Consider the following 12,525-nt stretch of genomic DNA (forward strand, 5'->3'; position numbering starts at 1 on the left):
CACGGAGGCTGGCGCGAGGCCCCCCTCTCTGCCCTGCCGGCCATCTCCCCCTCAAGGGGGGAGATCAGATGTCACGCCGGCTTTCGCCAATCGCCAGCGTTGTAGAAAGGAGCGAGGCGCCTGAACTGCCAATCTCCCCCCTTGAGGGGGAGATGGCCGGCAGGCCAGAGAGGGGGGCCTCGCGCCGGCATCTCAGCAGATACGCCACGCGCCCTGACTTCTTGGCCCATCCCTCCAACCTTTATCCGGCAGCCCGTATCGGCTAAGGGCTTCGCGACCAAGCCCTCGACCCCGGACTGCCCGCAAAAATGACCGCCAAGCCTCACCCCCTCTTCCTCGGCATCGACACCGGCGGCACCTACACCGATGCGGTGCTGTGGTCGGAGGAGGGCGGACCCAAGGGCAAGGTTCTGGCCAAGGCCAAATCGCTGACCACGCGTCACGATCTCGCCGTCGGCATTTCTGGCGCGGTCGACGCGGTGCTTCAGCAATCCGCCACCGATCCGGCCGCGATCAAGCTGGTCTCGATGTCCACGACGCTTGCCACCAACGCGCTGGTCGAGGGCCAGGGCGGGCGCGTGGCGCTGGTGATGATCGGCTTTTCCGAGGCCGACCTTGCCCGCGACGGGTTGAAGACGGCGCTGGGCACCGACCCGGTGGTGTTCTGCCCCGGCGGACACGACGTGCACGGCAATGCCGCCAAGCTCGACCTTTCCGGCCTCGAGGCGGCGCTGCCGGAATTGGGCGGCTCGGTTTCGGGCTTCGCCGTCTGCGCCTATTTCGCCACCCGCAATCCGGCGCATGAGCTGGCGGCCCGCGACCTGATCCGCGAGAAGACCGGCTTGCCGGTGACAGCCAGCCATGAATTGTCGGCCAAGCTCGGCGGCCCGCGCCGCGCGCTCACCACGCTGCTCAACGCCCGCCTGATCTCGATGATCGACCGGCTGGTCGCGGCGACCGAAGGGTTTCTGGCCAAGCGCGGCATCGCGGCACCCCTGATGGTGGTGCGCGGCGACGGCGCGCTGGTCTCGGCCGCCTTTGCCCGCCAGCGGCCTATCGAGACGATCCTCTCGGGCCCGGCTGCCTCTCTTGTCGGCGCCCGCCACATGACCGGGCTCGACGACGCCATGGTGTCGGATATCGGCGGCACCACCACGGACGTCGCCGTGCTCGACGGCGGCCGCCCGCGCCTCGATCCGGAAGGCGCCACTGTCGGCGGCTTCCGCACCATGGTCGAAGCGGTCGCCATGCGCACCTTCGGCCTTGGCGGCGATTCCGAGGTGACGTTGGAAGACGGCGCGCTCGACCCGAAAATCCTGCTCGGGCCGCGCCGCCTGGTGCCGCTGGCGCTGGCCGGCATGGTGCATGGCGAGGCGGTCACCGCCGAACTGGAACGGCAGCTGCGGGCGCCGAATCCCGGCCGCATGGACGGGCGCTTCGCCGTCCGCACCGGCGTGCCGGACAGGCTCGCCGCGGGGCTGACCGCGCCGGAAGCGAAGCTTTACGAGATGATCGGCGGCACCCCGCTTGCGCTCGACCGGCTGCTCTCGTCGAACGCGCAGAACGCCACGCTGAACCGTCTGGTCGCGCGCGGGCTGGTGCATATCTGCGGCTTCACGCCGTCCGACGCCGCCCATGTGCTGGGCAAGCAGTCGAACTGGGACGCCGCCACTGCCCGCCTGGGCGCCGAGCTGTTTTCGCGCCGCCGCGACGGCCGCGGCCAGGCGATCGCGGCGACACCCGAAGCCCTGGCCGAGCGCGTGCTGACGACGCTCACCCGTTGGTCGGCCGAATACATCCTCGAAACCGCGTTCGCCGAGGATGGCCTGGACGGCGCCGCAACCGTCGCGCATGCGCTGGTTCAGCGCGCGGTCGATGGCCACCCCGGCATCGCCCGTTTCACCGTCGCGCTCGATCGTCCGGTCATCGGGCTGGGCGCTTCGGCGCCGCTGCATTACGCCGGCTTGGCCGTGCTGGTCGGCAATGGCTGCATCGTCCCGGAAGACACCGACGTCGCCAACGCGCTTGGCGCCGTGGTCGGCCAGGTGCGCGTCTCGGCCGAGGCCCGCGTCAGCCAGCCCAAGGAAGGTCTGTTCCGCCTCGCCTCCGGCCAGACGGTGCGCGACTTCACCGAGGAGGCAAAGGCGATCGCGGCGGCTGAAGCCGATGTGCGGGCGATTGCCGCCCAGCGCGCGAGGGACGCCGGCACCGACAGCGCCGAGATCGACGTCGCCACCGAGTTCAAGGTCTCGACCATCGAAGGCCAGCGCATGTTCATCGAAGCGCATGTGGTGGCGGTGGCGTCGGGACGGCCGCGGATTGCGGTGTAGCGCGACCTCGTCCTTCTCCCTTTTGGGGGAGAAGGTGTCGCCGAAGGCGACGGATGAGGGGTGCTCCAGGGAAAGCCAGCGTCTCAGTCCGCTGGAACACCCCTCATCCGTCTCGGCGCTTGCGCGCCGATCCACCTTCTCCCACAAGGGGAGAAGGGGAAACCGCGCCGCCCTTCACCCTAAGCCGAATTGACCCCGCAACCCCAAACATGCCAAAGGCCCCGGCAAGCTACCTATCTGGAGACGTGCTGATGACCGACCGCATCGAGATCGCCGGGTTGCGGATTGCCCGGGAGCTCCATGACTTCGTGGCCGAGGAAGCTACGCCCGGCACCGGCATCGATCCGGAAAAATTCTGGGAAGGCTTTTCCGCCATCGTCCACGATCTCGCGCCGAAGAACCGGGCGCTGCTCGCCAAGCGCGACGCCATGCAGGAGAAGCTCGACGGCTGGTACCGCGAAAACGGCGCGCCGATCGACATGGAGGCTTACAAGGGCTTCCTGAAGGAGATCGGCTATTTGGTGCCGGAAGGCCCGGCGTTCAGCGTTTCGACGGAGCATGTCGACCCCGAGATCGCCGTCGTCGCCGGGCCGCAGCTCGTCGTGCCGGTGATGAATGCGCGCTATGCGCTCAATGCGGCCAATGCGCGCTGGGGCTCGCTCTATGACGCGCTCTACGGCACCGACGCCATTCCCGAGACCGGCGGCGCCGAGAAGGGCAAGGGTTTCAATCCCGCGCGTGGCGCGAAAGTCATTACTTGGGCGAAGGATTTCCTCGACCAGTCCGTGCCGCTGACTACGGGCAAATGGGCCGGCGTCAACGGGCTGTCGGTGGCGAATGGCGCGCTGAAAGCGGGCGAGGGCGCCGGCGCCACCACGCTCGCCGACCCGAAGCAGTTTGCCGGCTATCGCGGCGATGCCGAGAACCCTGAAGCCGTGCTTCTGGTCAAGAACGGCCTGCACATCGAGATCGTGATCGACCACGCCAACCAGATCGGCAAGACCGATCCGGCCGGCATCGCCGACGTCATCCTGGAATCGGCCTTGACGACTATCCAGGATTGCGAGGATTCAGTCGCGGCCGTGGATGCCGAGGACAAGGTCGTCGTCTACCGCAACTGGCTGGGCCTGATGAAAGGCGACCTTTCGGAAGAGATCACCAAGGGCGGCAAGACCTTTGTCCGCAAGCTCAACTCGGACCGCCGCTATACCGCGCCTGATGGCGGCCAGCTGCTTTTGCCTGGACGCTCGCTGATGCTGGTCAGGAATGTCGGCCACCTGATGACCAATCCGGCGATCACCGACCGCGACGGAAACGAGGTGCCGGAAGGCATCATGGATGCCGCGATCACCGCGCTGATCGCGCTGCACGATGTCGGCGAGAACGGCCGCCGCGCCAATTCCCGCGCCGGCTCGATGTATGTGGTGAAGCCCAAGATGCACGGGCCGGAGGAGGTCGCCTTCGCGGTGGAAATCTTCGACCGCGTCGAGGCGCTGCTCGGCATGGCGAAGAACACCATCAAGATGGGCATCATGGACGAGGAGCGGCGCACCACCGTCAACCTCAAGGAAGCGATCCGCGCGGCCAAGGAGCGCGTGGTGTTCATCAACACCGGCTTCCTCGACCGCACCGGCGACGAGATCCACACCTCGATGGAAGCCGGCCCGATGATCCGCAAGGGCGACATGAAGCAGGCCGCCTGGATTTCCGCCTATGAGGCCCGGAATGTCGACACGGGGCTCGAATGCGGGCTCGCTGGCCATGCCCAGATCGGCAAGGGCATGTGGGCTATGCCCGATTTGATGGCGGCAATGCTGGTTGAGAAGATCGCGCATCCCAAGGCCGGCGCCAACACCGCCTGGGTGCCCTCGCCGACGGCCGCGACCCTGCACGCCACGCACTATCACAAGGTCAATGTGCATGCCGTGCAGGCGGCGCTGAAGAGCCTGCCGAAGGCCAAGCTCGACGATATTCTGTCCGTGCCGGTGGCGGTGCGGCCCAACTGGACGCCGGACGAGATCCAGCGCGAGCTCGACAACAACGCGCAAGGCATTCTGGGCTACGTCGTGCGCTGGATCGACCAGGGCGTCGGCTGCTCGAAGGTACCCGACATCAACGATGTCGGCCTGATGGAGGACCGCGCCACGCTGCGCATCTCCTCGCAGCACATCGCCAACTGGCTGCGCCACAAGGTCTGCTCGGAAATCCAGGTCAGGGATTCGCTGCAGCGCATGGCGGCGATCGTCGACCGCCAGAATGCCGGCGACCCGCTCTACCGCCCGATGGCGCCGGATTTCGACAAGTCCATCGCCTTCCAGGCCGCGTGCGATCTGGTGTTCAAGGGCGCGAGCCAGCCCAACGGCTATACCGAGCCGGTGCTGCATGCGCGGCGGCTGGAGTTGAAGGCGCGCGACTGAACGGAACACTTGAAGAAGGGACGCGTTAAACCGGCGCGATCATTCTCATCCGTCGGCGCTGCCCCTCATTGCCCTGCCGGGCATTTCTCCCCGTGAACGGGGAGAAAGAGGCTGTGCGTAACGCTGGCGACCCTTCTGCTGCGCTGACAGTTGGCGAAAGGGACGGCGACAAGTCCCTTCTCCCCGTTCACGGGGAGAAGATGCCGGCAGGCAGATGAGGGGCGGCGCCGGCCTCTGCCAAGATTGGCTAACAGCGCCGGACGCGGCATGAGCTGATCGCGGTTCTTTTTGAAAACCTCAATTCAGCCCGAGCGTGCCCGCAGCTTGCAAAGATCCTCGGCCAGCGCCGTAACCGGACCGGCCAGCGCCTTGCATATCGTGTCAAGCGCCTTTGCTCGCCCGCGACAGGAACATGTCCGTGTGCCTGACATGCGCCAGTGTGTCGCGAAACGGCGCGCAGGGCGTGAAGCCGAATGCCTCATACACGGCGATGGCGCTTTCCATGTAGAAGGTCGTGTGGATCAGCACCGTGCGGGCGGGGTCTTTGTCGATCTCCGTCAGGACCGCGCCCATCAGCGCGCGGCCTATGCCTTGCCCCCGGACAGCGGCGTCGACGAAGAACCTGTGAAGTTCCACCATGCCCTCGCCGAACCGGTCGAAGGCGAGGCAGCCCGCCGGCAGGCCTCCGGATTTGGCGATGAACGCCATCGCATCCTGCGCGCCGAACTGCGCGGCCAGCTGCGGGCCGCTTGTTTGGGATGGAACAGAGCCCTCACATCCGCAGCCGAGACGCCATGCGGCGCCGAAGCGTCGACATCCCATTGCGCGAGCTTGCGGCAGAGCCCCGCCAGTGTCTCGAAATCTTCGGCGCTGCGCGCCGGCAGAACTGAAATCATTCCTCGCCCCGCGCGGATCGGCTCCACCATACCACGCACAATTCCGGACGCGATTGCGCGTTCAAAGAGTTGTGAACGTCCAGGCGGCCACCTCGCAAACGCTTGACGGATGTATATCTACCTTCTAGTAGGTAGGCAAATCAAAATCGAAGGAAAGTTAACATCATGTCTGCACAAACGAGCGGTCAAGGCCGCGCCAACTCCTCAAACGGCTGGCTGAAAAACTATTATTATCTGCGCTTTGCCGTATCGGCGGCCTGGGTCCTGGCGGCCTTCACCGTCGCGAAGATGGTGCCGCCGCTGGCCGCCGCCATGCTGGTCGCCTACCCCCTGTGGGACGCGCTTGCGAACTATGTCGACGCGCAGCGCAGTGGCGGTCTCGGCCGCAACGGGTCCCAGCTCCTCAACTTCGTCGTCAGCATCGTCACCGCGATTGCGGTTGCCATCGCGCTTGGCCACAGCATGAACGCGGTGCTCGCGGTCTATGGTGTCTGGGCTGCGGTCTCCGGCGCGTTTCAGCTTCTGACGGCGGTTCGCCGCTGGAAGACCAATGGCGCCCAGTGGGCGATGATCCTGAGCGGCGCCCAGTCGGCGCTGGCCGGTCTCTTCTTCGTTAAGATGGCGGGCGGCACGGAAGCCATCGGCATCGCCAATGTCGCGCCCTATGCCGCTTTCGGCGCCTTCTATTTCCTGGTGTCCGCCGTCTGGCTGTCGGTCGGCGAGATCCTTCGCAAGTCGCCGCAGGCCGCGCGTTGAGATTTCTGCCGCCGGAGGTTAGAGCAATTCCTGGAAAAGTGTGCGCGGTTAGGCTCGGCGTCTTCGCCGTAGCCTTCCGGCAGGAATTGCGTCAAAACAAGGAGATAGGGCGTTTCGCCGTTTCCGTGAAACGGTGAAACGCTCTAGGCATGCCTATGGACAGGCCCTCGAGCACCGCCGATGACATCCTGGCCGCCGCGCGACGCTTCATCGTCGCCGGCGGCTATAACGGCTTCAGCTACGCCGATATCGCCGAGGTGGTCGGTATCCGCAAAGCGAGCATCCACCATCATTTTCCGAGCAAGGTCGACCTCGTGCAAACCCTGGTCAGGCGCTACCTCGAGGATGCCGTGACGGGCATGACGGAGCTTGAGCGCAACGTGCCTGAGCCGCCCGAGCTGCTGCGAACCTATGCCGGCTTCTGGGCCCAGTGCATCGAGGACGCGAGCAGGCCGTTTTGCGTCTGCGCGCTGCTCGCCAGCGAGCTTCCCGCCCTGCCGCCGGAGGTTGCTGTGGAAGTCCGCGCGTATTTTCAGTTTCTGTCAGGCTGGCTGACCGGCGTGATCGAGCGCGGCGCCGGGCAAGGCACATTGACGATCGCCGCCGCGCCTCGCGTCGAGGCCGAGGCCTTCATGGCAACCGTGCACGGAGCGATGCTTTCCGCCCGTGCCTATGGCGATGTCCTGACCTTCGGCATGATCCTGGCGCCGACGCTGCAGAAGCTGATCCCCGAGGCCGATTGAAGAGGAACTCAGGAGCGAAGAAACCGATTCGGCCTCCTTGCGAGTTCCTTGACTACGCCGCCTGTGCCATCCGCTCGGCGCTCATGCGATAGGAAATCGCTTCGGCGAGATGGATGCGGCCGACGGTCTCGCTGGCGTCGAGGTCGGCCAGCGTGCGCGCCACCTTGAGCACGCGGTGATAGGCCCGCGCCGAAAAGCCGAGCTTCTCGCTGGCGTCCTTGAGCAGCGTCAGTCCGGCGGCATCGGGCTTGGCGATCTCCTCGATGATCGAAGGCGGGCAATGTGCGTTGGTGGTGGCGCCGGCGCCCAGCCTTTCCAGCCGCTCGCGCTGCATGGCCCGCGCACGCGCCACGCGCTGCGCCACCGCAGCGCTTGTCTCGGCCTTGTCCGGCCGGATCAGGTCGCTGGCTGAGACCGCCGGCACTTCGATCCGAAGGTCGATGCGGTCGAGCAGCGGGCCGGAAATGCGCGCCTGGTATTCGGTGCGGCAGCGGTCGCCGCGCAGGCAGCGATAGCCGGGCTCGCCCGACATGCCGCAGCGGCACGGGTTCATCGCCGCCACCAGCTGGATGCGCGCCGGATAGGTGACGCGGTGGTTGGCACGCGCGATCATGCAGTCGCCGGTCTCCAGCGGCTGGCGCAGGGCATCCAGCGTCTGCGGTGTGAACTCCGGCAGCTCGTCGAGGAACAGCACGCCGTGATGGGCGAGCGACACCTCGCCGGGGCGGGCGCGCAGCCCGCCGCCCACCATCGCCGCCATCGAGGCGGAGTGATGCGGCGCGCGGAACGGCCGCCGGTCGGTCAGCTTGCCCTCGCCGAGCTCGCCGGCGACCGACGCGATCATCGAGACTTCGAGCAGTTCCTTCGGCGCCAGCGGCGGCAGGATCGAGGGCAGCCTTTGCGCCAGCATCGACTTGCCTGAGCCGGGCGGCCCGACCATCAAGAGGTTGTGCCCGCCGGCGGCAGCCACTTCGACCGCCCGTTTGGCGCTCTCCTGCCCCTTGATGTCGGCGAGGTCCGGCAGGTCGCGCGCCGCAAGCTGGATGCCGGCTTCGGGCCGCGACAGCACCTGCGTGCCGCGAAAATGGTTGGCAACGGCGATCAGGCTGCGCGGCGCCAGGATATCGAAATCCTTGCCGGCCCAGGCCGCCTCCGGTCCGCAGGCGAAGGGGCAGATCAGCCCCTTGCCTTCGGCATTGGCGCCGATCGCCGCCGGCAGCGCGCCGGCCACGCCGGCGATCGTGCCGTCGAGCGACAATTCGCCCAGCACCACATAGCCGGTGAGCATGTCGCCAGGGATGGCGCCCAGCGCCGCCATCAGGCCGAGCGCGATCGGCAGGTCGTAATGGCTGCCTTCCTTGGGCAGATCCGCCGGCGCGAGGTTCACCGTCACCTTCTTCGACGGCATCGACAGGCCGGATGCATGCAGCGCCGCCTGCACGCGTTCGCGGCTCTCGGCCACCGCCTTGTCCGGCAGGCCGACGATCTGCATGCCGACCTTGCCCGGCCCGACCATCACCTGGACATCGACGGGCAAGGCCTCGATACCCTGGAAAGCCACCGTGCGAACCCGCGCCACCATTTTTTAAGCCCCCGGATACCAGCTCGCATGACCTTGCGATCAGGCCGCGAGTGAAATCAGGCTAGACAACCACAGATTTTCGCTTTGGGCAAGAACATTACGAGAACGTCGGCAACTGCGCGTCTCGTTCCCGCACGGCAGTCGAATGCTGCGGCGGCAACGGAACCTTCGAGAACATCTTACCCAGGCTTCGCAGATGTGGCTTGGTAAATCGACGGCGGTAGTAGTAAGTCGCCAGGGCGGAGGACCAGTATTTTCTGCGCAGCCCGATAAGGCCAAGGATCATCTTGCGCCTACGAGCCGATTTCAAAAGCAGCGTCCCCTCCGGGATGTCCAAACCCGACAGGGTTCTGTAGAAATTGAAAACATCGGCAAAAGGCACGCGCCTGTAGCGCCAGGGCTTGGCCGATCCTGCATAGTGGATCACCTTTGGAAGTCGCCGTTCGATTTCCACATGGCGCTCTGAAAAGAAATTCCATTCCCTGCCGAGGAAGAGAACTCGTCCGCGCACCACCGTGTTCAAGGCCGTCTGGTCGAGGTATCGCGACTTGGCGGTTTCACGAACCGTTGCAAAGACCCTGTCCGCAATGCCTTCCCTGCGCCAGGCGACGAGATTCATCACCAGAACGCCGGAATTGATATATTCATTCCGGGACATTTCGATGTCGTCGAGTTCCTCCTGCTCGACGAAACCGTCAACCACGCCGGCGACCAAATTGTCGCCCAGGTCCGCCAACCAGAGGGCACCGAGATCGGACACCACCAGCGTATCCGCATCCAAATAGATGGCCTTGTCGCAATCAGGCAATATCTCGGGAATGAGTATTCGGGCATATGCGGCCGTCGTCAGCAGCTTGCCTCTTGTCGGCAGATCGGAAATCCGCTTGCCGTCCGCTTGGACCAACTGACAGTCAATTCCGTTTCGGTCGCGAAAACGGCGAAGCTCCATCACGCTCGCAGGCTCTATTCCTGCGTCGATGACGACGAATTTCGCCTCGCGATTATGAAGCCAGGCAGAAAAGATGAATAGAAAAAGCCCGGGCACAAAGTTATTGTCGCTTGCGGTAACAATTACCATGAAATTGCGAGCCTTGGAAAACGGGGAGCAAGGCCCAGCTGTGGGTATAGCGCGGTAGCATCTCCGGTCATAGGCAGCACATTGGCATCTTGCCCCCCAAAATAGCTCGTCGTCCACTGCAGGCGGAAGCCCCGTTACCTTGTTCGGCGACACACGGGCCCGATGGAACGCCGCCTGCATCGTGAAGAGAATTACCCCCGCTTCCCCTCCACGCAATCCCAGAACAGGGCCGCGATATCCGCCCCGCCAAAGCGCTTGACCTCGCGGATGCCGGTCGGCGAGGTGACGTTGATCTCGGTCATGTAGTCGCCGATCACGTCGATGCCGACCAGGATGAAGCCGCGTTCTTTCAGGGAAGGCCCGATGCGGGCGCAGATCTCGCGCTCGCGCTCCGTCAGCTCCGTCTTCTCGGCGCGGCCCCCGACATGCATGTTGGAGCGGGAATCGTGCTCGGCCGGCACGCGGTTGATGGCGCCGACCGGCTCGCCGTCGATCAGGATGATGCGCTTGTCGCCCTTGCGCACGTCCTTGAGGTAGCGCTGCACGATATAAGGTTCGCGGAACAGCTGGCCGAACATCTCGAGCAGCGAGGCGAGGTTGCGGTCGGCCTCGTGCAGGTGGAAGATGCCGGCGCCGCCATTGCCGTAGAGCGGCTTGACGATGATGTCGCCGAATTCCTTGCGGAAGGCGGCGACTTCCTGAGGATCCTTGGTGATTAGCGTTTCCGGCATCAGGTCCGGGAATTCGGTGACGAAGATCTTTTCCGGGCTGTTGCGCACCCAAGCCGGGTCGTTGACCACCAGCGTCTTCGGGTGAATGCGCTCCAATATATGCGTGGTGGTGATGTAGTTCATGTCGAAGGGCGGATCCTGACGGAGCAACACCACGTCCATCTCGGAGAGATCGGTACGCGCCTTCTCGCCCAGCGAGTAGTGGTTGCCCTTCTCGTCGCGCACCTGCATCTCCTCAATGCGAGCGAACACCTTGCCGTCCTGCATCGACAGCCGGTCGGGCGTGTAATGGAAGAGCTTGTGGCCGCGCCGCTGCGCCTCCAGCGACAACGCGAAGCTGGTGTCGCCGGCGATCGACACGGTGGAGACATGGTCCATCTGGACGGCGATCTTGAGCGGCATTTTTCCTCTCCGGGGAAACTCAGCCGTCGATATAGGGAAATCGGCGGCTCCTGCCAATCGTGCTCGCTTGGTGCAGACGCTTACCGGTCGAAGACCAGCCTGGAATAGCCCAGGAAGGACAGCGTCATGGCGACGATCGAGGCGATGGCGAGCGCTGCGAGCGGCGGCAGGGCCGGCAGCGCGAGCAGGACGGCGCAGTAGACCAGGTAATTGACGATGCTGGTGGCGATGCCGACGCCGCCATAGCGGGCGCCTTCCTCAGCCATGCTCCGGCTCGACGGCGCGAAGGTCATATGGCGGTTGATTTGCCAGGTGACGCAGAGCGCGAAGCCGATCGACAGCACGCGCGCCGAAAGCGGCCCGAGCGGCGTCGTGGCAAGCAACAGCCAGAGCGCCGCCGCGTCGGCAAGGAAGCCGATGCCGCCGGCGAGAGTGAAGCGGAAGAGGCGGCCCACTATGCCGCCCCCTATGCCGCCCTTGGGGCCTTGCCCGGCTCGCTTTTCGGCGAGGCCTGCGCCGGTACCCCGCGCTCTGCCCGGCCTGAGGAGATCGACAGATAGAAGATGCGCTTCTGCTCGGCGCGGCCGCGCGACACCGAATCGAGGATCAGCCCGGTCATCATCGAGAGCATGGCCAGAAGCAGCATGCCGATCGACAGCACCCATGTCGGCATGCGCGGCACGAGCCCCGTCTCGGCGAATTCGATGACCACCGGGATCATCAGGCCGAGGCTCGCCGCCAGGAAGAACAGCGCGAAGGTGCCGAAGAAGCGCAGCGGCTGCGTCTCCTTCACCAGCATGGCGAACATCCACAGGATCCTGGCGCCGTCGCGGAAGGTCGACAGTTTCGACGACGAGCCCTCCGGGCGGCGGCCGTAGTCGAGCGCCATCTCGCTCACCGGCAGCTTGAGCTGCGAGGCATGCACCGACATCTCGGTCTCGATCTCGAAGCCGCCGGAGACGGCCGGGAAGCTCTTGACGAAGCGGCGCGAAAACACCCGGTAGCCGGAGAAGATGTCGGTGAAATCGGTCCCGAACAGGCCCTTGTAGAGCCGGTTGAAGATGCGGTTGCCGAAGGCGTGGCCGTTGCGGCCGGCATCGTCGGTCACGCCGCGCCTGGTGCCCACCACCATGTCCGAGCGCTCGGTCTGCAGCACGTTGATGAGCTGCGGCGCGTCCTCCGGCGCATAGGTGCCGTCGCCGTCGGCCATCACATAGATGTCGGCATCGATGTCGGCGAACATGCGCCGCACCACATTGCCTTTGCCCTGGCGCGGCTCGCGCACGACGATCGCGCCGGCGGCGCGGGCCTTCAGCGCCGTGAGGTCCTTGGAATTGTTGTCGTAGACATAGATCGCGGCCGACGGCAGGGTCTCGCGGAAGCGCCGCACGACCTCGCCGATGGTGAGCTCCTCATTGTAGCAAGGCAGGAGCACGGCGATGACCGGCTCGTGGCGGACTGCATGCGGCATGTCTGTCTCCGGACGCCCGACCAGCCTCCGGTCGGCCTGATGCCGGTCCCGTCGAGCCGTTTTACTATTTATTGAAGCCGTTAAGGCTAGGTTTAAACCAAATCCTCTCCCGTCAAAGG

Annotated in this window: 10 protein-coding genes; 4 read left to right on the forward strand and 6 right to left on the reverse strand. The window is 65.3% G+C overall.

Annotation, left to right across the window (positions count from 1 at the left end; all coding sequences use genetic code 11):
- Positions 1–308 precede the first annotated feature (308 nt).
- On the forward strand, positions 309–2,330 hold the full coding sequence (locus tag EOA23_RS07755; RefSeq protein ID WP_127303480.1) for a hydantoinase/oxoprolinase family protein: 2,022 nt from the start codon (positions 309–311) through the stop codon (positions 2,328–2,330).
- A 251-nt stretch (positions 2,331–2,581) separates the two neighbouring features.
- Positions 2,582–4,747, forward strand: a complete 2,166-nt coding sequence (locus tag EOA23_RS07760) for a malate synthase G (RefSeq protein WP_127303481.1) — start codon at positions 2,582–2,584, stop codon at positions 4,745–4,747.
- A 381-nt stretch (positions 4,748–5,128) separates the two neighbouring features.
- Here the strand turns inward: EOA23_RS07760 and EOA23_RS07765 are convergent, their stop codons facing one another.
- Positions 5,129–5,569, reverse strand: coding sequence for a GNAT family N-acetyltransferase (locus EOA23_RS07765; RefSeq protein ID WP_127303482.1), 441 nt, complete (start codon positions 5,567–5,569; stop codon positions 5,129–5,131).
- 239 nt (positions 5,570–5,808) lie between these two features.
- On the opposite strand from EOA23_RS07765, the gene EOA23_RS07770 reads away from it, so the two are divergent.
- Together EOA23_RS07770 and EOA23_RS07775 are read left to right on the forward strand one after the other, a co-directional pair.
- Complete coding sequence (locus tag EOA23_RS07770; RefSeq protein ID WP_127303483.1) at positions 5,809–6,399, forward strand: DUF308 domain-containing protein; 591 nt, start codon at positions 5,809–5,811, stop codon at positions 6,397–6,399.
- A gap of 155 nt (positions 6,400–6,554) precedes the next feature.
- Positions 6,555–7,142, forward strand: coding sequence for a TetR/AcrR family transcriptional regulator (locus tag EOA23_RS07775; protein WP_126064865.1), 588 nt, complete (start codon positions 6,555–6,557; stop codon positions 7,140–7,142).
- A 52-nt stretch (positions 7,143–7,194) separates the two neighbouring features.
- Here the strand turns inward: EOA23_RS07775 and EOA23_RS07780 are convergent, their stop codons facing one another.
- The 5 genes from EOA23_RS07780 to EOA23_RS07800 all read right to left on the reverse strand — a co-directional run bounded on the left by EOA23_RS07780 (position 7,195) and on the right by EOA23_RS07800 (position 12,406).
- Positions 7,195–8,724, reverse strand: a complete 1,530-nt coding sequence (locus EOA23_RS07780; RefSeq protein WP_042647321.1) for a YifB family Mg chelatase-like AAA ATPase — start codon at positions 8,722–8,724, stop codon at positions 7,195–7,197.
- A gap of 97 nt (positions 8,725–8,821) precedes the next feature.
- A complete protein-coding gene (locus tag EOA23_RS07785) occupies positions 8,822–9,802 on the reverse strand; it encodes a glycosyltransferase family 8 protein (RefSeq protein WP_189341541.1) in 981 nt (326 codons plus the stop codon).
- A 191-nt stretch (positions 9,803–9,993) separates the two neighbouring features.
- The gene (gene gshB, locus EOA23_RS07790) at positions 9,994–10,935 is read right to left on the reverse strand and encodes a glutathione synthase (protein ID WP_127303485.1); all 942 of its coding nucleotides are present in this window, start codon (positions 10,933–10,935) and stop codon (positions 9,994–9,996) included.
- 80 nt (positions 10,936–11,015) lie between these two features.
- On the reverse strand, positions 11,016–11,390 hold the full coding sequence (locus EOA23_RS07795) for a GtrA family protein (protein ID WP_127303486.1): 375 nt from the start codon (positions 11,388–11,390) through the stop codon (positions 11,016–11,018).
- 11 nt (positions 11,391–11,401) lie between these two features.
- Positions 11,402–12,406, reverse strand: coding sequence for a glycosyltransferase (locus EOA23_RS07800; RefSeq protein ID WP_127303487.1), 1,005 nt, complete (start codon positions 12,404–12,406; stop codon positions 11,402–11,404).
- Between the last annotated feature and the right edge of the window lie 119 nt (positions 12,407–12,525).

Source organism: Mesorhizobium sp. M2A.F.Ca.ET.042.01.1.1 (assembly GCF_003997405.1).
Lineage (GTDB): Bacteria > Pseudomonadota > Alphaproteobacteria > Rhizobiales > Rhizobiaceae > Mesorhizobium.